Source organism: Helicobacter pylori SA221C (genome assembly GCF_000476855.1).
Taxonomy (GTDB): Bacteria; Campylobacterota; Campylobacteria; order Campylobacterales; family Helicobacteraceae; genus Helicobacter; species Helicobacter pylori_DK.
Genome location: NZ_CBPT010000001.1, coordinates 130,966 through 152,261 on the forward strand (window position 1 = coordinate 130,966; position 21,296 = coordinate 152,261).

Here is a 21,296-nt window from a genome sequence, read left to right on the forward strand (position 1 = left end):
CTTTTAAAACCCAACGCAACTCCCTAACATCTTTTGATAGTAACTCTTGGCTTTGAGGATTGTCTCTGTGTCATCGGTTTTTAAAAGCACTTCATAATTGTTTTCAAAAGCGTTTTTGCTCCAATTCGCTGAGCCTAAAAACACGATCTTATCATCAATGATCGCTACTTTTTGATGCATGATGCCGTAATAATTCCCGTTTTTAGCCTTAAGCCCTTTCAATAAGCACACTTTCGTGTTAGGGTATTTGTCTAAATAGCCAATAGTGGATTGCTTGTTATTGTGATTGCTTTCATAATCATAAATGATTTGCACCTTAATCCCCCTACTCGCTACGCTTTTAATCGCTCTTGCAATATCTCTGTGCGTGAAACTATAAATAGCGATTTTCACGCTCTCTCTAGCGTTACTAATGCCAGAAACTAAAGCATTCAAAGCCTCTCTTTGCTCATAAGGTAAGACAAATAAGCTGTTTTTAGCTTGCAAAACCCCTAAACAGCCCACTAACACACCCACGCCAACGATTTTTTTAAACTTGTTGAACATCAAATGATCCTTATTTTAAATTACACTCTATGATAAAAACAACCAACCAAGTGGATTTTTGATTATAATAAAAGATTTAAAAAAAGCGATAAAAACGGATAGGCTTAAAGAAGCGTTTCTTAATAAAATAAGGAGTCCCTAAAATGAAAATGATTCTATTCAACCAAAACCCCATGATCGCAAAGCTGCTTGAGAGTGTCTCTAAGAAATTGGAATTGTCTATAGAAAATTTTAACCAATACCAAGAGCTGTCCGCACGCCTTAAAAAAGATCCAGAATGGCTTTTGATAGCCGATGATGAATGTTTGGAAAAACTAGATCAAGTGGATTGGCTAGAATTAAAAGAAATCATCTCTCAAAATAAAAACAGCGTGTGCATGTATAAAAAAGGCAATGAAATGCAGCCCTTTTTAGAGGGCTTTGAGATGAAAATCAAAAAACCTTTTTTACCCACTGAAATGTTGAAAGTCCTTCAAAAAAAGCTAGGTTCTAACATAAGCGAGCTAGAGCCTAGCCAGAATTTAGACCCAACTCAAGAAGTTTTAGAAACCAATTGGGACGAGTTAGAAAATTTAGGCGATTTAGAAGCCCTAGCCAAAGAAGAGCCTAATAATGAAGAGCAATTGCTCCCCACTTTAAACGATCAAGAAGAAAAAGAAGAGGTTAAAAAAGAAGAAAAAGAAGAGATTAAAGAAATACCGCAAGAAGAAAAGCCTAAAGATGATGAAACGCAAGAGAGTGAAACCCCTAAAGATGAAGAAGTTTCTAAAGAGTTGGAAACGCAAGAAAAATTAGAAATCCCTAAAGAAGAAACGCAAGAAGAGCAAGTCAAAGAACAAGAGCCAATCAAAGAAGAAACGCAAGAAATTAAAGAAGAAAAACAAGAAGAAACACAAGATTCCCCAAGCGCGCAAGAATTAGAGGCCATGCAAGAATTAGTCAAAGAAATCCAAGAAAACTCTAACGGCCAAGAGAATAAAAAAGAAACGCAAGAAAGTGCAGAAATTCCACAAGATAAAGAAATCCAAGAAGTTGTTACCGAAAAAACCCAAGCGCAAGAATTAGAAATTCCTAAAGAAAAAACGCAAGAAAGCGCAGAAGCTCTCCAAGAAACCCAAGCGCACGAGTTAGAAAAACAAGAAAATGCAGAAACCCCGCAAGATGTAGAAATCCCCCAATCACAAGAAAAAGAAACCCAAGAAGTTGTTACCGAAAAAACCCAAGTGCAAGAAAAAGAAACGCCCAAAACCCAAGAAGACCATTACGAAAGTATTGAAGACATTCCTGAGCCGGTGATGGCTAAAGCGATGGGGGAAGAATTGCCCTTTTTGAATGAAGCCGTTGCAAAAATTCCTAATAATGAGAACGACACAGAAACCCCTAAAGAGAGCGTTACAGAAACCTCCAAGAATGAGAACGCCACAGAAACCCCGCAAGAAAAAGAAGAAAGCGATAAAACTTCCAGCCCCCTAGAATTGCGCTTGAATTTGCAGGATTTATTAAAAAGCCTCAATCAAGAGTCCTTAAAAAGCCTTTTAGAAAACAAAACCTTAAGCATTAAAATCACTTTAGAGGATAAAAAACCTAATGCATAATGATTTTAATTTACTCATCCTTTCAGGCCCTAGCGGAGCGGGTAAAAGCACCCTTACAAAGTATTTGCAAGAAAAAATCCCAAAAACCCATTTTTCCCTTTCCACCACCACGAGGAAGCCCAGAGAGGGCGAAGTTGATGGCTTGCATTATAATTTTGTCAGCGAAGAAGAATTCAAACAAGGCATAGAAAAAGGGCAGTTTTTAGAATGGGCGATCGTGCATAACCACTACTATGGCACTTCTAAAATCCCTGTAGAAAAAGCCTTAAAAGAGGGCAAAATCGTCATTTTTGATATTGATGTGCAAGGGCATGAGATCCTTAAAAAGCATTACCCCAACGCATGCTCAGTCTTTATTAGCACCAAAAACCAAGAGATTTTAAAAGAGCGCTTGCTTTTAAGGGGGACGGATTCTAAAGAGACGATAGAAAAACGCTTGATCAACGCTTATAAAGAAATGCAGTGCTTGGAAAGCTTTGATTACCTCATCATCAATGAAGATTTAGAAAAATCCAAAGAAATCATCTTAAGCATCGCAAAAACTTTAGTCTATCGCTTAAAAGCGTTTAATTTTGAAAAAATATGCAAGGCTTGGAAAAACGAATCCTTATAAAACCTATCAATTATTTTTTAAAAAAGCTATAATTCAAGAAAAAACCAACCAATAGTTTAAGGAGTAAAATATGGGCGGATTCACAAGTATATGGCATTGGGTCATTGTTTTATTAGTGATTGTGTTGTTGTTTGGGGCTAAAAAGATCCCAGAGTTGGCTAAAGGTTTAGGCAGTGGGATTAAAAATTTCAAAAAAGCCGTGAAAGACGATGAAGAAGAGGCTAAAAACGAGCCAAAAACCCTAGACGCTCAAGCAACGCAAACCAAAGTGCATGAAACTAGCGAGATTAAAAGCAAACAAGAAAGTTGAACATGCACACTCTCATTAAGGGCGTTTTAGAAGAGATTTTAGAAGCTGAAGTCATTATTGAATACCCTAAAGACAGAGAGCATGGGCATTACGCTACGCCCATTGCGTTCAATCTCGCCAAAGTTTTTAAAAAATCGCCCCTAGTTATTGCTGAAGAGTTAGCCCTTAAAATCAGCACGCACAAAAAAACTCAAGGGCTTTTTGACAGCGTAGTGGCTTGTAAGGGCTATATCAATTTCACGCTTTCTTTAGATTTTTTAGAGCGTTTCACCCAAAAGGCTTTAGAATTAAAAGAACGATTTGGCTCTCAAGTTAAAAACGAACATTCTCAAAAAATCTTTTTAGAATTTGTGAGCGCTAACCCCACAGGGCCTTTACACATAGGGCATGCTAGAGGGGCGGTGTTTGGCGATAGTTTGGCTAAAATCGCTCGCTTTTTAGGGCATGAAGTTTTGTGCGAATATTATGTCAATGACATGGGATCTCAAATCCGCTTGTTAGGGCTTTCGGTATGGCTCGCTTACAGAGAGCATGTTTTAAAAGAGAGCGTAACTTACCCAGAAGTCTTTTACAAAGGCGAATACATCATTGAAATCGCTAAAAAGGCGAACAACGATTTAGAGCCAAGCCTTTTTAAAGAAAATGAAGAGACGATTATTGAAGTTTTAAGCGGCTACGCTAAGGATCTAATGCTTTTAGAAATTAAGGATAATTTAGACGCTTTAGGCATTCATTTTGATTCCTATGCGAGCGAAAAAGAAATTTTTAAACATAAAGATGCAGTGTTTGAACGATTAGAAAAAGCGAACGCCCTTTATGAAAAGGATTCTAAAATTTGGCTCAAATCTTCACTCTACCAAGATGAAAGCGATCGGGTGCTCATTAAAGAAGATAAAAGTTGCACTTATTTAGCCGGCGATGTTGTCTATCATGATGAAAAATTCAAGCAAAACTACACCCAATATATCAACATTTGGGGGGCAGACCACCACGGCTATATCGCTAGAGTGAAAGCCAGCCTTGAGTTTTTGGGCTATAATTCCAACAAGCTTGAAGTCTTGCTCGCTCAAATGGTGCGCTTGCTCAAAGATAACGAGCCTTACAAGATGAGTAAAAGAGCGGGTAATTTCATTTTGATTAAAGATGTGGTTGATGATGTGGGTAAGGATGCTTTAAGGTTTATTTTTTTGAGCAAACGGCTTGACACTCATTTAGAATTTGATGTCAATACTTTAAAAAAGCAAGACAGCTCAAACCCTATTTACTATATCCATTACGCTAATTCGCGCATCCACACCATGCTAGAAAAATCGCCCTTTTCTAAAGAAGAGGTTTTGCAAACCCCTTTAAAAAATTTAAACGCTGAAGAAAAATACCTGCTTTTTAGTGCTTTAAGCTTGCCTAAAGCGATTGAATCCTCTTTTGAAGAATACGGCTTGCAAAAAATGTGCGAATACGCAAAAACTCTCGCCTCAGAATTCCACCGCTTCTATAACGCTGGCAAAATCTTAGACACCCCTAAAGCTAAGGAGCTTTTAAAAATTTGTTTAATGGTGAGTTTGAGTTTGACTAACGCTTTCAAACTTTTAGGCATAGAAATCAAAACCAAAATTTCCGCTAAAGATTAAGCTAATATTTAATTTTTTGTTATAACATTCCCCTTATTTTTTGAAACTAAGGAGAATATTATGCTTAATCGTATTATAGAACACATGAACGCTCACCATGTAGAAGACATGAAAGGTTTGTTGAAAAAATTCGGGCAAGTTCATCACGCTGAAAATGTCGCCTTTAAAAGCGTGGATCCACAAGGCATTGTGATTGGTTATAACAACAATCAAACTTTAAGGATCGAATTTAACCACGAAGTTAAAGACCCTAAAGACTACAAAAATGCCATCATTGAATTGTGCCAAAGCGTGGAAAAAACCCATGACTTAAAAGGCGTGGAAGAAGAAGTTAAGGCTTTTAAAGAAAGCTTTGATTCTGTTTGTTTAGCGACCTTACACCCTAATGGGCATGTGGTATGCTCTTATGCGCCTTTAATGAGCGATGGCAAACAATACTACATTTATGTGAGCGAAGTGGCTGAACATTTTGCCGGCCTTAAAAACAACCCCCACAATGTGGAAGTGATGTTTTTAGAAGACGAAAGCAAGGCTAAATCAGCTATTTTGAGGAAACGCTTGCGTTACAAAACCAACGCTCGTTTTATTGAAAGAGGGGCGGAGTTTGACAAAGCGTTTGATTCTTTCATTGAAAAAACCGGTGGCGCTGGGGGCATTAAAACCATTCGCACCATGCAAGATTTCCATTTAATCGCATTGGATTTCAAAGAAGGGCGTTTTGTGAAAGGCTTTGGTCAAGCTTATGACATTTTAGGCGACAAAATCGCTTATGTTGGGGATAAAGGCAACCCACACAATTTCGCTCACAAGAAATAAACTTCCTCACTCATAAGGGGCAAACGCCCCAAAAGAGTGCTTTTTAAAGAGATTACGGCAAAATCAAGCTCTTTAGTATTTAATCTTAAAAAAAAGCTAAAAGCCTTTTTATGGGCTAACACCACACAAAAAGCATCAAAAACAAAAAAATGACAAAATTTTTCCAAAATGACAAAAAAACGCTTTTATGCTATTCAGTGATGCTCTTTTTAAGCCTAACCCATAGTTATTAGCGTCTGTTTCAGCAATGAAAACCACCGCAAAGAAGCCTTATTCTAGTAGAAGCCTTTGTTTTTATGAAGCGCTTTAGACACAAGCTCTATAACGCTAATAACCAACTCTTTTTTCTCAATCGTGGGGTCTCTTTAATAATACGGGTATTGATAAAGAACGCTCCTTAAAAATTTATTCTCATCTCGCTTTTATTATGCGCTATCAATTAACAAGTTTCAATATAATATAAGATCTTGTTTTTTTATATTGTCGTTTGTTAAGGATCAAAATGCGCGTGTTTGTTTGCTTTTTAGGGGTTTTTGTGTCTAACGGCTTGGCTCGTTTTGGCTATGTGGTTTTAATCCCCCTACTCATTTTATCAGGGAGTTTAACCCCACACCAAAGCTTCCAACTGGGTATTGCGGTGCTAATGGGCTATGTTTTTGGGAGTTTTTTAATCCAATTTTTAAGCCCGTTAATGTCATTAGAAAGCATCGCTAAAATCAGTTTTGGCTTAATCGCTTTGAGTTTTTTAGTCTGTTATTTTGATAGTATCCCTTTCTTTTGGCTTTGGATCTGGCGTTTTATCGCCGGTGTGGCTAGCAGCGCGTTAATGATTTTAGTCGCCCCTCTCTCTTTACCTTATGTCAAAGAACATAAAAAAGCCTTAGTGGGGGGGCTTATTTTTAGCGCTGTAGGCATTGGATCTGTTTTTAGCGGGTTTGTTCTGCCATGGATTAGCTCTTATAATATCAAATGGGCATGGATTTTTTTAGGGGGCAGTTGTTTGATAGCCTTTATCCTTTCCTTAGTGGGGTTAAAAACCCGTTCTTTAAGGAAAAAATCCGTTAAAAAAGAAGAAAGCGCGTTTAAAATCCCCTTTCATTTGTGGTTATTGCTCGTTTCTTGCGCGCTCAATGCGATTGGTTTTTTACCGCACACGCTTTTTTGGGTGGATTATTTGATCCGTCATTTAAATATCTCCCCCACTATCGCTGGAACTTCATGGGCGTTTTTTGGTTTTGGCGCTACTCTTGGCTCTTTAATCAGCGGCCCCATGACTCAAAAGCTAGGGGCTAAAAACGCCAACATCTTTATCCTTATTTTAAAATCGATCGCATGCTTTTTACCCATTTTTTTCCACCAAATCTCTTTACTCAATTTAAGCATCTTTATAATGGGAGCGGCCACGACCGCCAATATCAATTTATTCAGCATGATGGCTTTAAAAATTGCAGGCGCGAAGCATTTCGCTCAAGCGTCTTCATGGGTGGTGTTTTCTTTTGGCATTTTCCAAGCGCTTTTTTCGTATCTTTTTACGATCTTTTTAGGGGATTTGGGCTATGTTTTGATTTTTGTCATTTGTGGGGCGTGTTTGGTTTTAAGCTTCATCGTTCTTTTCCCCATTAAAATGCAAACGGCTACCAATAAATAGAAAAATTATTGCGTTTCAAAACCCTTGATGCCGAGAAAATCCTTAAAACCCTTTAAGGAATTTAAGACTTTTTCACGCTCTAAATGGCGCATGATAAAAACGAGATTAGAGCCGTTTTGATCCTTTAAAATATGTTTAGGCGGGTAAATGACATGCATCACGCCGTTAATACTCACCAAAAGATCGCTTCCAATGTCAATAATCCCCTTGATGCGTAAAATCTGTGTGCCGTATTGATGCAATAACAAACTCAGCCAAATCCCAAACGCGCTCCATTCCATCGCCCCTTCAAAAGCAATGCTTAAAGTTTCAAAACCTTGCGAGTGCGAATCTTTTGGCATTCTTGGCATAAAATTTCGCGCCATATTGTTGCGTGAAAAAAAGCTTTCGTAATCTATACTTTTCTTGTCAAAAATTTCCGCACTAGGGTTAATGGCCCACAAGCGCTCTTTTAATTTGATTAAAGCCACGCTGTCGTTTTGCAAATCCGTTTTGGTCAATAAAACGCTATCAGCAAAAACGATTTGCTCTTTAGCTTCATTGTTGGTTAAGTGCTCTCTAGCATTCAAAACATCCACGCAAACCACCACGCTTTGAATCTCAAAATGCGCCCCTAAAAAAGTGTCGCTCAAAATCGTCCATAAAATCGGCGCCGGATTGGCTAAACCGGTGGTTTCAATGATGATGCGCCTTAGAATTTCGCCGCACCATTCATAGTTGTTGAGCGTGGTTTTTAGAGACTCCACTAAATCTAAGCGTTTGTTGCAACACACGCACCCTGCGTTAAGATAGAGCATTTTTTCACCGCAATATTGAACGCTTAAGATGCGCTGATCCAAAGCGGCTTGACCGATTTCATTAATGATAAGAGCGACGCCTTGGTGATCTATTTGGTTTAAATATTCGCTCAAAAAACTCGTTTTACCGCTGCCTAAAAAACCGGTGATGAGCGTGATAGGGATTTTGGGCATCAGTGAGTGGCGTGTGTCTGTTGGTTTAAAAACGCTAATAAATTAGAATCTAGCGCGTCCATCTTTTTTTTGGCTAAGTTTTGTGCCTTACCCCACAAATCGCCTAAATCATTCACGATCACGCTCTGCCCTTTTTTATCGCACAGCACAAACTTCGCGCCTTGCCAATCATTAATTTTTAGCCCATAAAACGCTAGGATTTGATTGAGCAATCCCACTCGTTTGAGCCGTGCTCTTTTGCGTTCTCTAGCGTTTTCATTCGCGCTAATAAGCGCATTTGGCTCTTTCAAATTTTCATCGCTCCCATAATTTTCATCACTCCAATGAAAAGAACTGATAAGCTCTCCGCATAAAACGCACATCTTTCAACCTTTTAATCAAACGCCAAAAACCCTTTGGCGTTATCGCTATTTTTTTCTAGGGCTTCGTTTTAAGAAATCATCAGCGATTTCATTGAATGTTACCCAACGCACGCCCTCGTGTTTGTTGATATGCTCAATGATTTTTTCATGCATGAGCAACACTTGCGGACGGGCGCTCACATCAGGGTGGATTGTCATGCTAAACACCGCATAATCCATCTCACGATAAACCCAATCAAATTGATCGATCCACATTTGCCCTATATCGTGCGGACTTACAAAACCAAAGCTATTGGGGGATTTTTTGATAAACATCATCGGCGGTAAATCGTCCAAATACCAATTCGCAGGGATTTCCACTAAATTTGTTTCCACCCCACGGATTAAAGGCTTCATCCAATCCTTGGCTTCCAAACTATAATCAATCTTGCTCCAACTATCCCCCACGCGCACGAAATAGGGCGTAAAATCATTGTGCATGAGCGAGTGGTCGTATTTGAAGCCGTGTTTTAAAAGCAATTCATTAGTGATATTAGAAAACTCCCACCACGGTGCCACATAGCCTGTGGGGGCTTTGCCGGTGAGATCTTTAATCAATTCAACGCTTTTTAACAAAACATCTTCTTCTTGCTTGGCCGTCATAGCGATAGGGTTTTCATGCGAATACCCATGCGCGCCCACTTCATGCCCTGCATCCACGATCATTTTCATTTGTTCAGGGAAAGTTTCAATAGAATGCCCCGGCGCAAACCAAGTCGCAGGGAGATGGTATTTTTTAAACAATTTCAAAAGCCGTGGGATCCCCACTTCACCCGCAAAAAGCCCGCGCGAAATATCATCAGGCGAATCCTCCCCACCATAGCTCCCTAGCCAACCAGCCACCGCATCAATATCCACACCATAAGCCACTAAAATTTCTTTTGCCATAATCGCTCCTTTTTAAGTGAGTTTTCCAAACCCCTTTTTGGTGAGTTTGGTGTCAAAATCTTGTAAATAAGGGATTTTTTGGCGTTGCAGTGCCGCTTCGTTCAAATCCATTTCAGCGATAATGATCTCATTGAGTTTAGTGGCTTGCACGATGATTTTCCCATTGGGCGCGATGATTCTTGAATCGCCGGCAAATTCTAGCGTTTGTTTTAATTGAGCGTTAGTTTCTTCCCCACTATGATTGCACGCGCACACAAAACAGCCATTTTCTAACGCTCTAGCTTTGCTCAATAAATCCCAATTATAAGCCCTAGCTTTACCAAACGCACTAGGATAGATTAAAACCTCTGCTCCTTGTAACGCAAGCAGATTCGCACCTACGCCAAAGCCGATTTCATAGCAAATTTGCAAACCCACTTTCGCGCTAAAATCCCCAAAATCCAGCGTAAAAACCTCGTATTTTTTACCCCTTTTGAAGCGCGATTTTTCATCGCCCCACAAATAAATCTTGCGGTGTTTTCCAACGATTTTTCCTTTTGGTGGAATGATATAAGCACTGTCGTAGAGTTTTTTATCCGTTTTTTCAATGCTACACGCCACTAAATGCACTTTATTAGACTTTGCAAAATCGCTTAACGCGCTCAACGACTCGTTTTTTAGCTCGCCATGCTCTATCGCTTTAAAATCTATCCCAAACTCTGCATCTTTATCATTCACGCAATAACCGCTATCAAACAATTCCGGTAAAACAATGAGATTCGCACCTTTGTTGTGGGCTTCTTTGGCCAGATTGAGCGCTAATTGCAAGTTTTCATTTAAGGCGTAGGGTTTGGATTGCATTTGAATCACGGCGGTTTTTAGGATTCTTTTAGCGGGATTTTTTGTTTTCAAGATCCACTCCCATTTTTGTTTTTATTGTATAGGATTAAAAATTAAAAGAGGGTTAAAGGGGTTAAAATCCACATGCATTTGTGTCAAAACTTACCATTATTGTTTAAAAATCGTAATAACGCGCTAGAGAGTGAGCTCACAAACACGCCGATAAGAAACGACAATCCGTTAAAAAGATGCGAGAATAAAAGCGCTCCTAAAATGCCTAGTAAAACCCCATACCCCCCTAAACGCCACACATTGAAAGACATTTCCAAGCCCAGGGCGAATTTTTGGAATTTTTGCTTTTCTTCTTTTTCTCCATTTTGTTTCCTTAAATCCAAACGCTTTTTAACGCCGTAATACGAAGACAACGCCACGATAAAAAACCCTAAAAACCCCCCCTCAAAATTCAAAACCCCTTGAAATGCTTGGAAAAAATAAACGATAATCGCGCTAACTATATTGATAAAAAGTAAAATAAGCAAGCATTGGATTTGGCACATGGGATTTGATTGGATTTATTTTGTTTTATTTTGTGTGTATTTAGGGTCTTTGGCTAATTCTTCATAGTCTTTTTGCATGTTTTTATAAGCTTTATAGACATTGAGAAAGCTCGCTAACACGCCCCAGATAACCCCAAGCCAAAAAAGCCACGAAACATGAGTGAGCTTTTCAAGCCCATAGCCTATAGCCACGCCCATAAGGATCGCTACCACCATAGAAAGCCCCAAGCTCAAATAATTCGCCCCCTCTATGAATTTATAATACTTTGGCTTTTTCAAAAAATTCACACACCTTTTATGATTTCATCAAAACTTTCATCAGCTTTTGCAACCGCTAAATCAATCATCTCTTCAGTCATAGGCTCACAAATAAAGCCGGTTTCAAAGCTTGAACATGCCAAATACACGCCTTTAAAGAGCATTTTTTGGTGGAATTTCGCAAACATTTCTGTATCGCTTTTTAAAGCGTCATCAAAATCGCACACCGCATTTTCGTTAAAGAAAAAGCCAAACATGCTCCCTCTGTTGAGCGTCTCTAAAGCGATGTTATAACTTTGAGCGCTCTTTTTTAAACCTTGAGTCAAACGAATAGCTAAAGCGTTTAAGCGAGCATAAAGGGTTTTGTCTCTTTTGATTTTATAAAGTGCACTCAACCCCGCGCACACCGCTAGGGGGTTACCGCTTAAAGTGCCTGCTTGATACACGCCTCCAATGGGCGAAAGCAAGTCCATAATTTCTGCACGCCCTCCAAAACACGCCAAAGGAAGCCCAGCGCCTATCACCTTACCAAAGGTTACCAAATCCGGCACCACGCCATAAAATTCTTGCGAACCGCTCAAACTCGCTCTAAACCCGCTCATCACTTCATCTAAAATCAGCACCGCTTGGTATTTTTCACACAAAGCCTTTAAGCCTAGTAAAAACTCTTTTTGAGCCGGCACTAACCCCATATTCCCAGCAATGGGCTCAATGATGACACAACCCACATCGCCTTTTTTAAAGCATTCTTCTGTGGAGTTTAAATCGTTATAACGGGCCACTAGAGTGTGTTTGCTAAAATCGTTCGGCACGCCTAAAGAAGAAGGCGATCCAAAAGTGGCACACCCGCTACCCGCTTTCACTAACAACGAATCGCTATGCCCATGATAGCACCCTTCAAACTTGATCAAATCGTCTTTTTGGCTAAAAGCTCTAGCGAGTCGTATCGCGCTCATGGTCGCTTCCGTGCCGCTACTCACTAAACGCACCTTATCTAAGCCTTCATAACAAGAAATGATTTCCTTAGCTAAAGTGGTTTCTAATTCTGTGGGAGCGCCAAAAGAAGTGCCTTTTTTTAATGCATTAATAATATTTTCTTCAATTTCTTCATCAGCATGCCCAAAAATCAAAGGCCCCCAACTTTGCACAAAATCTATATAGTGGTTGTTATCCACATCATAAAGATACGCCCCCTTACCCTTTAAAATAAAGGGGGGAGTGCCTTTAACACTCTTAAACGCCCTCACAGGCGAATTGACCCCCCCAGCGATCACCTGCTTAGCTTCATTAAAATCATTAATGCTGTGCAACAACTCCATGATTTTACATTATCCCTTAATCATGCTTTCAAATTGGATTTCCACTTGCGACCAAGTCAAGCCCTCATGAAAACTCTCGCATCGTTTAGCCAAGCTCGCTAATTCGTTTTTCAAGCCAAAATTCAATAAATCCAAGACCCCTTTAACCACGAGCTTATCACCAGCAATCGTGTATTGCATAGGCACTTTTACCAGCTTTTCATTCATCCTCACATAAGCCGTAAGAGAACCTTCATGATCGCCTTCTATCACATTTCTAAAGGTTACTTTAATGTTAGTGTTTTTAAAAAGAGCGAAAAAAGCTTCTTTAACATTTTTGTTTTTAGTGTCATCGCCTAAATTGACTTTCAAGCTATCCATGCTCGCACTCGCTCCCTCTAAAAGGGTTTTTAAGCTATCTTGAGATTTACCCAATTTATAGGTGATGCTTTCAAAACTCCCATTTACTGGTGTTTTAGCCTTAGTTTTAAAGGCCGTCCATGTTAGCTTAGCCGAAGATAAATCCAAATTCACCGCTTGCAAAAACCCTGCTAGTAAAACCGATACCAAAACCATTTTTTTCATTCATTATCCTTTAATGTGGTCTTATCAATAACGCTTATTATTTTAGTGTAAACAAGCACGCTTATAACTAAAACGATTCATTTTGATAATCATTTGCACTCTAAAGACAACTCAAGAGATACAATTGCGTTTATTTTAAACTCTTTTTGTAAATAATGCTGACTGAACCAAACTTTCTGAACCATTCATAAAAAGATTAAAGCGCATGGCTATCGCTATCATCTTGAATACAGAAAAATTCATGGCGATCGGAGTTTCAGCCTGAAACCATCTTCATGCAAATCGCCCTGTTTTAAAAGCTCATTTGCGCTAGGGCTAGAATAATGCTTGGCCAAAATAATGAAATAGGCGTTGTTATGCACCCCAATAAGGTTAGGCTGGAAATAAGGGAAAGTTTCAGGGTTTAAAATCCATGTTGCAACTTTATTATACGCTACAGAGAGCCTTTTTCCGGCTCCACTACCCCACAAATCATACCCATTCTCAAAAAGCAATTCGCCTGATATGGTTAGCGCAAGAAGCGCAAAATTGGTATAAGCTATCCCCTTAATGCCCTTTGTAGGGCCGCCATGATAATCGCTCGTATCGCTCCTAGTGATCGCGCTAGCAATAACCCCACTCTCATCTATGGCTTTAAATATCCAATCCTGCCACCGATTAGCGCTATTGTGCAAAAGGGCATGATCATCTAACGCTAGCGCAGAACTCACATCAAAAAGAATGCCCCACGCCCCATGGTTAGTGTTAAGAGCTGATTGAGAATACTGGCGCATCCGCTTAATGAAATCTTCATATTCTGGGCTAGGAAACGCCTTTTTGACAAACCAATAAGCCATGTTCATATAAGGCATGTAAAAATTGATATTATCCTCGCTCTGATAAGTGTCTACGCTTTGAAGCTCTTTAGCCCAAGCGTTTAAAATTTCTATAACTTTTAAGCCGTATGGTTTGTTTTTACTCACTAAGTAGCCTAGCGCTAAGTCATAAGACATGAGAGCGGATTTTTTAAAACTCTTTGTGCAGGCATCAGGCTCTCTAACCCCAGCAGAAGTGTAGTGTTTTGATGCGTTAAGTTGCGCGCATGGCTGTATTGTTTGGGAGAGCTTTTTATCAAGATGGAGTTTTTGAGGCAAGTCTGTGGATTTAAAATCCCTAAAAAAATAATCTTGCTCGGCGTAAGCTTGAACGCAAACGCAAACACCCACGAGTGATAAAAATAAAACAAATCGTTTCATTCCACGCCTTTATTTTAATGGATTGGTTTAAAAATAGCGTTTTAGGGTAACGCTTTTAACAACACAAATTTAAGTGCATGCGTATTAAGAGCGCTAACCGCTGAAAGAGGTAAGACAAAGAGCGCTGATTTTTCATTAGGGTTATTTTCAAAATCGTTGGTTAAATGGGGGTGCAAAAACCCTAAATACGGCTCTAAATCAAACGCCTCTAATTTTTGCACTTCTAAATTTAAAAAGGCGCAAAAATCCTTAGTCATCTCATCAATGTTTTCTACAACATCGCATTTATTGAGCAACACCCCAAAAGGCTTATTGGCTAAAGCAGGTGAAAATTTTTCCAGCTCCAATCTCAAGCGTTGGTATTGCTCTTTAATGCCCAAATCCAACCTAGAAGCGTCTAAAACAAAGGCTAGAACTTTGGTGCGTTCAATATGCTTTAAAAAGCTAATCCCTAAGCCTTTTCCCTGACTAGCCCCTTCAATAATGCCAGGAATATCAGCCATTAGAAATTCGCTTTTTTCATCTACGCTCACAACCCCTAAATTAGGCACTAGAGTCGTAAATTCATAGTTAGCGATTTTGGGCTTAGCGTTAGAGATGGTGGAAATGAGCGTGGATTTACCCGCATTAGGGAAGCCCACTAACCCTATATCAGCGATGAGCTTTAATTCCAAACGCACGCATTTTTCAACCCCCTCCAAGCCTTTTTGCGCGTAAGTGGGTTGTTGTTTAGTCGCGCTTTTAAAATGCGCATTCCCTAACCCTCCCTTACCTCCTTTTAAGGCTAACACCCTTTCTTTAGGCGTGATCAAATCAAGCCACAACTTATCACCTACAAAAACTTGCGTTCCTGGCGGCACGACAATAATTTTGTCTTCGCCCTTTTTGCCCGCGCAATTTCGTGTGCCTCCTGGAGCCCCGTTTTTAGCCTTATGGTGTTTAGTGCCTCTAAAATTCGCTAAAGTGTCGGTATTGTTATCCACTTCAAAATACACATCGCCTCCATCGCCTCCATCGCCCCCATCAGGGCCTCCTTTGATGACAAACTTTTCTCGCCTAAAACTCACCATTCCAGGCCCCCCCTTACCCGAAGCGATGATGATTTCCACGCTATCTACAAACACAGCTTAATACCCTTTCTTTTATTCAGCAAATCTTTGCATGGATTTTTCCAAATGCGGCACCGCATTGAGTAATTTCTGCGTATAAGGGTGCTTTGGAGCGCTTATTACGCTATCCACATCCCCAGTTTCTACGATTTGCCCTTGATTCATCACGATGATTTTATCGCTAATATGCTCCACCACCCCTAAATCATGGCTGATAAAAATATAAGTCAGCCCCATTTCTTTTTGCAAATCCAAGAGCAAATTCAACACTTGCGCTTGAATGGACACGTCTAACGCAGACACAGGCTCATCGCAAATCACCACGCTAGGATGCAAAATGAGCGCCCTAGCAATGCCGATTCGTTGCCTTTGACCGCCTGAAAACTGGTGGGGGTAACGATCGATCCATTCTAATTTCAAGCCCACTTTTTGCATGATCTCTAGCACTTTTGTTTTGATTTCTTTTTTTGAAAAATGAGAATTTAAAAGCAAGGGTTCAGCGATGATCTCGCCCACTTTCCACCGAGGGTTTAGGCTAGAATAAGGGTCTTGAAAAATCATTTGCACCTTTTTGCGGTAATCAAACCAATCCTGTTTGCTAAAATGCAAATGGCGCTTACCATTGAAATAAATCGCCCCGCTATCTTGCCTTTCAATCCCAGCTAAAATTTTGGCTGTCGTGCTTTTTCCGCAACCGCTCTCCCCCACGATGCTTAAAACTTCATTTTGTTCCACTTCAAAACTGATCCCATTGAGCGCATGGATCACTCTTTTAGGCTTGAATAACCCCCTGTCTATCGCATAGGATTTTTTCAATTCTTTAATTTCTAAGAGCTTCATCGTAACTCCTTTGGAAAACTCAAATAATCTATATTTTCATCCACGGTTTCTAAGCGTTTTTTGCGGTATTCTTTGCCCGGTTTAGGGATCGCGCTCAAAAGAGCTTTCGTATAAGGGTGTCTTGGATCAGCAAAAAGATCTTTCGCGCTCGCTTGCTCCACCACATGCCCTTTATACATCACCACCACTTCATCAGCGATTTGCGCCACCACGCCTAAATCATGGGTGATAAACAAAATAGAAGTGCCTTTTTTTTGCTGCAACTCTTTCATCAATTCTAAAATCTGCGCTTGAATGGTTACATCTAACGCTGTCGTCGGCTCATCAGCGATCAAGATTTCAGGCTCACACACCATAGCCATAGCGATCATCACCCTTTGGCGCTGCCCTCCGCTGAGATTGAAAGGGTATTCGTGGTATTTATCCCCTGCATGGGGAATGCCTACGCGCTCTAATTCATAGACCACCCTTTCTAAGCGTTCTTTTTTATTGAGGTTAGGGTGGTGGATTTTCAACACTTCATTGATTTGAAAACCCACGGTGTAGGAAGGGTTTAGGCTCGTCATAGGCTCTTGAAAGATCATGCCAATTTTTTTACCTCTGATTTCTTTTTGCATTTGCTTTTCTTTGAGTTGCAACAAATCCTGCCCTAAAAATTGAATGCTCCCTCCCACAATTTGACCGGGTTTTTCAATCAACCCCAAAATAGAAAGCGAAGTGATGCTTTTCCCGCTCCCGCTCTCCCCCACAATGCAGAGCGTTTGAGACTTTTTCAAGCCAAAACTCACGCCATCTACTGCTTTATTCACGCCCTTATCGGTGAAAAAATAAGTTTTTAAATCTTTAACTTCTAAAATCATGCAAGCTCCTTTTAAGAGGCCCGTTTAGGATCTAAAGCGTCCATGATGCCATCGCCTACCAGATTAAAACTCATAACCGTTAAAAAAATCATCACCCCAGGGAAAACAAGCATCCAAGGAGCGGTAGCGATATATTGCATGGAGTTCATCAGCATCGCTCCCCATTCAGGTTTGGGAGGTTGGGCCCCAAGACCTAAGAAGCTCAGCGCAGCCGCTTCTAAAACCGTGGAAGCAAAACCCATTGTCGTTTGCACGATTAAAGGGATAATGCAATTAGGGAAGATCACCTTACACATCAAACGAAGATGCGAAGAACCATTGATTTTAGAAGCGATCACGTATTCTTTTTCTTTTTCGCCCAGCACAGAACTGCGCACCAATCGTGCAAACCCAGGAATCCCCACAAACCCAATAGCGAGCATGGCGTTAGTGAGTGAAGGCCCTAACACAGCAACCACAATCACGATCAATAAAATAGAGGGCAAAGCGAACATGATGTCCATGATACGCATGATAATTGCATCTGTTTTCCCTCCAAAATACCCCGCTATTAGCCCTAACATCGTTCCAAAAAAGACCGCAATCCCCATAGAAACAATCCCTATGGTTAAAGAAATCCTGGCCCCATAGATCAAGCGGCTCAAAATATCGCGCCCCAAATCATCGGTGCCTAAAAGGTATTTAGCATTCCCCCCATGCTCCCATATAGGCTTTAAAAGGCGATCTTGCGCGTTTTGGACATAAGGATCATGCGGGGCTAAAAGGGGTGCAAAAATCGCGCAAACCACCAATAAAAGCACAATCCATGCCCCAACGACCGCCGCCTTATTTTTTTTGAATTGTTGGATAAACTCTCTAAAAGACTCCATTATGACAACCTTATTCTAGGATCAATAAAAGCGTATAAAATATCCACCAAGAGATTAGCCCCAATATACATCATGGCAATAATCAAAGACATGGACTGGATAATCGGGAAATCGCGCTGGTTGAGCGCATTAACGATCCACTTGCCAATCCCAGGCCATGAGAAAACCGTTTCAGTTATCATGCTCCCCCCTAAAAGCCCGGCCAGCATCAAGCCTGCGATAGTCGTTACAGGGATTAAAGCGTTACGCAAAGTGTGCACAAAAATCACCCTAAAGGAGCTACACCCCTTAGCTTTAGCAGTGCGCACATAATCTTCTTTAGACACTTCTGCCATGCTCGCGCGAGTCATTCTGGCAATAACAGCGGTAGAAACCGTGGCTAACACAATGCTAGGCAAAATCAAGTGCTTGATCGTATCCACAAACGCCCCATAATCTCCTGCGATCAAGCTGTCTATCAAATAAAGACCTGTGGGGCCATCTAAATAATACACATCGCTCAAACGCCCAAAAACAGGCAACCACCCCAATTGCACGCTAAAGATATAAATCAGCATGAGCCCTAGCCAAAACACCGGCATAGAAATCCCGGCTAAAGCGAAAGTCATGCTGGAATAATCAAACACGCTATAGCGTTTGATCGCAGCCAACACGCCAACGCTAATACCCAAAACAAGAGCCATAAACAAAGCGATCAAAGCCAATTCCACCGTAGCCGGGAAGCGTTGCCAAAACTCATGCATCACAGGCTCACCAGTCATGATAGAAGTGCCAAAATTGCCATGCAACACGTTATTGATAAAGAAAAAATACTGCTCTATCAAAGGCTTATTCAATCCAAATTGCTCCCTTAAAGCGTCAATAGCGGCTTGATTGGCCTTTTCGCCCAAAATCACTAACGCCGGATCTCCTGGTACTAGATGCACCATCATAAACACAATAACGCTCACTCCAAACAGCGTGGGAATCGCCCACAAAATGCGCTTGATGATAAAACTCAGCATACAACCCCTTTATTTTTCTAAATACACTTTAAAGAAGCGATTCACGCTCACCCCTGTCGTTTTATAGCCTTTAACCTTAGACAAATGCGGCACTACCGAATAAGGATAGGCTAAAGGGACATAGGGAATGTCTTTGTGGATGATTTCTTGAGCCTTTAAATAGAGGGCTTCTCGCTCTTTTTGATCAGAAACCCGTTTAGCCTTTAAAAGAATATCGGAAAAAGCATCGCTTTTATAAAAAGAACCATTTTGAGTGGGTATGGCTAAAGCCGCTTGCTTGCTCCATAAGGTGTATAAAAAATTATCCGGATCTGCAATGTCTGCCATCCAGCCTGCAAACGCCATTTCATGCTCGCCCAAGCCCGTTCTTTTCAAATAAGCCCCCCACTCATACACTTCAATTTTCACATCAATGCCAATTTTAGCCAGGCTCGCTTGTATGAACACCGCTCCCTTTGGGTTACGAGTGGAAGTGGTAAAAATAGTGGTTTTAAAGCCGTTAGGATAGCCTGCTTGTTTCAACAATTCCTTAGCTTTTTTCAAATCGTATTCATAAGGTTTGATATGATAATTATAACCCCATATAGTGGGCGGGAAAGGATTGACCATTTTTTGAGCAAAGCCTTCATAAATCACCTTAATGTAATCATCCACATTAATCGCATGATTGATAGCCAAACGCACCAAAGGGTTGTTAAAATACTTTTTTTGCGTGTTCAATGAAAGCCAACTCGCCAACAACCCAGGGCTTTTATCCACCACTACATTAGGAAGTTTTTCTAACTGCTCCACTTCATTAAGGTTAGGCCCGGTCATGAGCATGATTTCGCCAGTTCTTAACGCCAAGGCGCGAGTGGAAGAATTAGGAATGGTGCGCACCACCACCTTATCTAAATAAGCTTTAGGCCCCCAATAATCCTGATTTTTTAAAAGAATGATTTTTTCATCTTTATTCCACAAAAAGAATTTGAAAGGCCCTGTCCCAATAGGTTTTTTAGCCAACTCGTCTTTTTTATTGTTTTGTTCTAAATAATCAGCGTAATCTTTGCTCAAAATACTCAAAAAGTCCATGCCTAAATTAGCTAAAAACGGAGCTTCTGGCCCATTAAGCGTGAATTTAATTGTGTAATCATCTAAAGCTTCAATGCTCTTAATAATATGAGACATGCCCATGCCTTCCCAATACTTATAGCTTTTAGCCCCCGGGCTGTAGTATCGTTTAGCCTTATCCATCTGGCGCTCAAACGAAAACAGCACGTCTTTAGCGCTAAACTCCACTTTTTTATTCCAATACTTCGTCTGGTGGAAATAAACCCCTTTGCGTAAATGAAAGGTATATACAAGACCATCTGGGGATATGTCCCAGCTTGTCGCTAAGGCTGGTTCAATTTCTGTGGTGCCGTATTTGAATTGCACGAGCGTGTCATAAATATTGCCCGTTGCCACATAGCTTTCGCCATCAGTTACTAAGGCCGGATCCATGCTCGATCCATCAGCGCCTCTTGCAAAAACTAAAACGCCTCCAAAACGCTTTTGCTCTTCAACAGAAACATTTTCTTTAGATGGATTAAGAGTGGCGTTTGGGCTTTCTGAAGCTTTCAAAAAAGACCCAAACAATAAAAGAAAAAAAAACAAACCCTTAACAAAAACATTATTCATAAGCCAGTCTCCACAACAAATTCTATAAAGGATAGAGATCTAAATTATAAATATTTTATTGCGTTTATAGGCGTTTAACAAACACCCAAAGGTTTAATTAACCTTTAAAGGTTACCCTATTCCCCAAAATTTTGACTAACCACAGAAACTTTTTTGCGGTTTCTGTCTTTATGCTCAAACTTCACAACGCCATCTATGAGCGCGTATAAGGTATGGTCTTTCCCCATGCCCACATTATTACCCGGATGCATTTTAGTGCCTCTTTGGCGCACGATAATATTCCCTGCTCTCACAAATTCTGAGCCAAATTTTTTCACGCCTAAGCGTCTTCCTGCAGAATCTCTGTTATTCTGCGTGCTCCCTTGACCTTTCTTGTGTGCCATTGTTTAATACTCCTTTATGCTACAATTTTAGTGATTCTCACACGAGTGAAATCTCTTCTAAAACCACGCTTGGTTTTGCTGTCTTTTCGGCGGCGTTTTTTGAAAGTGATGACTTTTTTGCCGCGCCCTTCATTGATCACTTCCGCTTCAATTTTAGCCCCATTCACAAAGGGTTTCCCGCAAGAGAGCTTGCCCTCTTTGGATACGGCTAACACTTCCACTAATTCCACTAAAGCCTTAGGCTCTTTATCCATTTTATCCAGTAAAACAATATCGCCCTCAACGACTTTATATTGCTTACCGCCATGTTTGAATATTGCGTATGACATTTCTATTCCTTAAAAATTGAACGCTCTTTTTAAAATAAACGCTTATTATAGTGAGTATTTGCTAAAATTTAACTT

Annotated in this window: 24 protein-coding genes; 6 read left to right on the forward strand and 18 right to left on the reverse strand. The window is 40.4% G+C overall.

What is annotated here, in order from left to right; all coding sequences use genetic code 11:
• Positions 1-3: 3 nt before the first annotated feature.
• Positions 4-546: a phospholipase D-like domain-containing protein gene (locus QU01_RS00660; protein WP_000482108.1), complete on the reverse strand. Its 543-nt coding sequence runs from the start codon at positions 544-546 to the stop codon at positions 4-6.
• 143 nt (positions 547-689) lie between these two features.
• Between QU01_RS00660 and chePep the strand changes: the two genes are divergently transcribed.
• From chePep to QU01_RS00695, 6 genes are all read left to right on the forward strand, one after another.
• Positions 690-2,141, forward strand: a complete 1,452-nt coding sequence (chePep, locus tag QU01_RS00665) for a chemotaxis regulatory protein ChePep (protein ID WP_033761422.1) — start codon at positions 690-692, stop codon at positions 2,139-2,141.
• A complete protein-coding gene (gene gmk / locus QU01_RS00670) occupies positions 2,134-2,754 on the forward strand; it encodes a guanylate kinase (protein ID WP_000551231.1) in 621 nt (206 codons plus the stop codon). Before chePep ends, gmk begins: the two co-directional genes overlap by 8 nt.
• 70 nt (positions 2,755-2,824) lie before the next feature.
• Positions 2,825-3,064 (forward strand): twin-arginine translocase TatA/TatE family subunit, encoded by a 240-nt coding sequence (tatA, locus tag QU01_RS00675; RefSeq protein ID WP_000508590.1) that lies wholly within the window; start codon positions 2,825-2,827, stop codon positions 3,062-3,064.
• Between the two features lie 2 nt (positions 3,065-3,066).
• Positions 3,067-4,692 carry an arginine--tRNA ligase gene (gene argS / locus QU01_RS00680; RefSeq protein ID WP_033761424.1) on the forward strand — a complete coding sequence of 542 codons (1,626 nt, stop codon included), beginning with the start codon at positions 3,067-3,069 and terminating at the stop codon, positions 4,690-4,692.
• Positions 4,693-4,752: 60 nt separating this feature from the next.
• Complete coding sequence (locus QU01_RS00685) at positions 4,753-5,508, forward strand: HugZ family heme oxygenase (RefSeq protein ID WP_000934554.1); 756 nt, start codon at positions 4,753-4,755, stop codon at positions 5,506-5,508.
• A 502-nt stretch (positions 5,509-6,010) separates the two neighbouring features.
• Positions 6,011-7,156, forward strand: a complete 1,146-nt coding sequence (locus tag QU01_RS00695) for a YbfB/YjiJ family MFS transporter (protein ID WP_033761430.1) — start codon at positions 6,011-6,013, stop codon at positions 7,154-7,156.
• Between the two features lie 5 nt (positions 7,157-7,161).
• Here QU01_RS00695 and QU01_RS00700 read toward each other — a convergent pair whose 3' ends face one another.
• The 17 genes from QU01_RS00700 to rplU form a co-directional block, all read right to left on the reverse strand.
• On the reverse strand, positions 7,162-8,127 hold the full coding sequence (locus QU01_RS00700) for a CobW family GTP-binding protein (RefSeq protein ID WP_033761432.1): 966 nt from the start codon (positions 8,125-8,127) through the stop codon (positions 7,162-7,164).
• Entirely contained in the window at positions 8,127-8,489 is a 363-nt protein-coding gene (locus QU01_RS00705; RefSeq protein ID WP_033761435.1) for a hypothetical protein, read from the reverse strand. The genes QU01_RS00700 and QU01_RS00705 overlap by 1 nt, the downstream gene beginning before the upstream one ends.
• Before the next feature lie 45 nt (positions 8,490-8,534).
• The gene (locus QU01_RS00710; RefSeq protein WP_033761438.1) at positions 8,535-9,416 is read right to left on the reverse strand and encodes a polysaccharide deacetylase family protein; all 882 of its coding nucleotides are present in this window, start codon (positions 9,414-9,416) and stop codon (positions 8,535-8,537) included.
• Between the two features lie 12 nt (positions 9,417-9,428).
• Positions 9,429-10,307 carry a carbon-nitrogen hydrolase family protein gene (locus QU01_RS00715; RefSeq protein ID WP_033761441.1) on the reverse strand — a complete coding sequence of 293 codons (879 nt, stop codon included), beginning with the start codon at positions 10,305-10,307 and terminating at the stop codon, positions 9,429-9,431.
• A gap of 83 nt (positions 10,308-10,390) precedes the next feature.
• Complete coding sequence (locus QU01_RS00720; protein WP_033761443.1) at positions 10,391-10,792, reverse strand: hypothetical protein; 402 nt, start codon at positions 10,790-10,792, stop codon at positions 10,391-10,393.
• A 15-nt stretch (positions 10,793-10,807) separates the two neighbouring features.
• The gene (locus QU01_RS00725; protein ID WP_031247036.1) at positions 10,808-11,071 is read right to left on the reverse strand and encodes an AtpZ/AtpI family protein; all 264 of its coding nucleotides are present in this window, start codon (positions 11,069-11,071) and stop codon (positions 10,808-10,810) included.
• A gap of 5 nt (positions 11,072-11,076) precedes the next feature.
• On the reverse strand, positions 11,077-12,369 hold the full coding sequence (gene hemL, locus QU01_RS00730) for a glutamate-1-semialdehyde 2,1-aminomutase (protein WP_033761444.1): 1,293 nt from the start codon (positions 12,367-12,369) through the stop codon (positions 11,077-11,079).
• Between the two features lie 9 nt (positions 12,370-12,378).
• Positions 12,379-12,933: a YceI family protein gene (locus tag QU01_RS00735; protein WP_000738960.1), complete on the reverse strand. Its 555-nt coding sequence runs from the start codon at positions 12,931-12,933 to the stop codon at positions 12,379-12,381.
• Between the two features lie 239 nt (positions 12,934-13,172).
• Positions 13,173-14,168, reverse strand: coding sequence for an alginate lyase family protein (locus tag QU01_RS00740; RefSeq protein WP_033761446.1), 996 nt, complete (start codon positions 14,166-14,168; stop codon positions 13,173-13,175).
• Positions 14,169-14,209: 41 nt separating this feature from the next.
• On the reverse strand, positions 14,210-15,292 hold the full coding sequence (obgE, locus tag QU01_RS00745) for a GTPase ObgE (protein WP_033761448.1): 1,083 nt from the start codon (positions 15,290-15,292) through the stop codon (positions 14,210-14,212).
• A gap of 18 nt (positions 15,293-15,310) precedes the next feature.
• The gene (locus tag QU01_RS00750; RefSeq protein WP_000770471.1) at positions 15,311-16,117 is read right to left on the reverse strand and encodes an ABC transporter ATP-binding protein; all 807 of its coding nucleotides are present in this window, start codon (positions 16,115-16,117) and stop codon (positions 15,311-15,313) included.
• Positions 16,114-16,977, reverse strand: a complete 864-nt coding sequence (locus QU01_RS00755; RefSeq protein WP_050579749.1) for an ABC transporter ATP-binding protein — start codon at positions 16,975-16,977, stop codon at positions 16,114-16,116. The genes QU01_RS00750 and QU01_RS00755 overlap by 4 nt, the downstream gene beginning before the upstream one ends.
• An 11-nt stretch (positions 16,978-16,988) precedes the next feature.
• The gene (locus tag QU01_RS00760) at positions 16,989-17,846 is read right to left on the reverse strand and encodes an ABC transporter permease (RefSeq protein ID WP_033761450.1); all 858 of its coding nucleotides are present in this window, start codon (positions 17,844-17,846) and stop codon (positions 16,989-16,991) included.
• Positions 17,846-18,850, reverse strand: a complete 1,005-nt coding sequence (locus QU01_RS00765; protein ID WP_000948024.1) for an ABC transporter permease — start codon at positions 18,848-18,850, stop codon at positions 17,846-17,848. Before QU01_RS00765 ends, QU01_RS00760 begins: the two co-directional genes overlap by 1 nt.
• A gap of 9 nt (positions 18,851-18,859) precedes the next feature.
• Positions 18,860-20,509: an ABC transporter substrate-binding protein gene (locus QU01_RS00770; RefSeq protein WP_033761454.1), complete on the reverse strand. Its 1,650-nt coding sequence runs from the start codon at positions 20,507-20,509 to the stop codon at positions 18,860-18,862.
• A gap of 116 nt (positions 20,510-20,625) precedes the next feature.
• On the reverse strand, positions 20,626-20,892 hold the full coding sequence (gene rpmA, locus QU01_RS00775) for a 50S ribosomal protein L27 (RefSeq protein WP_000940618.1): 267 nt from the start codon (positions 20,890-20,892) through the stop codon (positions 20,626-20,628).
• A 14-nt stretch (positions 20,893-20,906) separates the two neighbouring features.
• Positions 20,907-21,221, reverse strand: a complete 315-nt coding sequence (gene rplU / locus QU01_RS00780) for a 50S ribosomal protein L21 (protein ID WP_000119318.1) — start codon at positions 21,219-21,221, stop codon at positions 20,907-20,909.
• Positions 21,222-21,296: the final 75 nt, after the last annotated feature.

Excerpts from the sequence above, each read along its gene's own strand:
- QU01_RS00660 (WP_000482108.1), bottom strand. The coding sequence starts at position 546 with ATGTTCAACAAGTTTAAAAAAATCGTTGGCGTGGGTGTGTTAGTGGGC.
- chePep (WP_033761422.1), top strand. The coding sequence starts at position 690 with ATGAAAATGATTCTATTCAACCAAAACCCCATGATCGCAAAGCTGCTT.
- gmk (WP_000551231.1), top strand. The coding sequence starts at position 2,134 with ATGCATAATGATTTTAATTTACTCATCCTTTCAGGCCCTAGCGGAGCG.
- tatA (WP_000508590.1), top strand. The coding sequence starts at position 2,825 with ATGGGCGGATTCACAAGTATATGGCATTGGGTCATTGTTTTATTAGTG.
- argS (WP_033761424.1), top strand. The coding sequence starts at position 3,067 with ATGCACACTCTCATTAAGGGCGTTTTAGAAGAGATTTTAGAAGCTGAA.
- QU01_RS00685 (WP_000934554.1), top strand. The coding sequence starts at position 4,753 with ATGCTTAATCGTATTATAGAACACATGAACGCTCACCATGTAGAAGAC.
- QU01_RS00695 (WP_033761430.1), top strand. The coding sequence starts at position 6,011 with ATGCGCGTGTTTGTTTGCTTTTTAGGGGTTTTTGTGTCTAACGGCTTG.
- QU01_RS00700 (WP_033761432.1), bottom strand. The coding sequence starts at position 8,127 with ATGCCCAAAATCCCTATCACGCTCATCACCGGTTTTTTAGGCAGCGGT.
- QU01_RS00705 (WP_033761435.1), bottom strand. The coding sequence starts at position 8,489 with ATGTGCGTTTTATGCGGAGAGCTTATCAGTTCTTTTCATTGGAGTGAT.
- QU01_RS00710 (WP_033761438.1), bottom strand. The coding sequence starts at position 9,416 with ATGGCAAAAGAAATTTTAGTGGCTTATGGTGTGGATATTGATGCGGTG.
- QU01_RS00720 (WP_033761443.1), bottom strand. The coding sequence starts at position 10,792 with ATGTGCCAAATCCAATGCTTGCTTATTTTACTTTTTATCAATATAGTT.
- hemL (WP_033761444.1), bottom strand. The coding sequence starts at position 12,369 with ATGGAGTTGTTGCACAGCATTAATGATTTTAATGAAGCTAAGCAGGTG.
- QU01_RS00735 (WP_000738960.1), bottom strand. The coding sequence starts at position 12,933 with ATGAAAAAAATGGTTTTGGTATCGGTTTTACTAGCAGGGTTTTTGCAA.
- QU01_RS00740 (WP_033761446.1), bottom strand. The coding sequence starts at position 14,168 with ATGAAACGATTTGTTTTATTTTTATCACTCGTGGGTGTTTGCGTTTGC.
- QU01_RS00750 (WP_000770471.1), bottom strand. The coding sequence starts at position 16,117 with ATGAAGCTCTTAGAAATTAAAGAATTGAAAAAATCCTATGCGATAGAC.
- QU01_RS00755 (WP_050579749.1), bottom strand. The coding sequence starts at position 16,977 with ATGATTTTAGAAGTTAAAGATTTAAAAACTTATTTTTTCACCGATAAG.
- QU01_RS00760 (WP_033761450.1), bottom strand. The coding sequence starts at position 17,846 with ATGGAGTCTTTTAGAGAGTTTATCCAACAATTCAAAAAAAATAAGGCG.
- QU01_RS00765 (WP_000948024.1), bottom strand. The coding sequence starts at position 18,850 with ATGCTGAGTTTTATCATCAAGCGCATTTTGTGGGCGATTCCCACGCTG.
- QU01_RS00770 (WP_033761454.1), bottom strand. The coding sequence starts at position 20,509 with ATGAATAATGTTTTTGTTAAGGGTTTGTTTTTTTTTCTTTTATTGTTT.
- rpmA (WP_000940618.1), bottom strand. The coding sequence starts at position 20,892 with ATGGCACACAAGAAAGGTCAAGGGAGCACGCAGAATAACAGAGATTCT.
- rplU (WP_000119318.1), bottom strand. The coding sequence starts at position 21,221 with ATGTCATACGCAATATTCAAACATGGCGGTAAGCAATATAAAGTCGTT.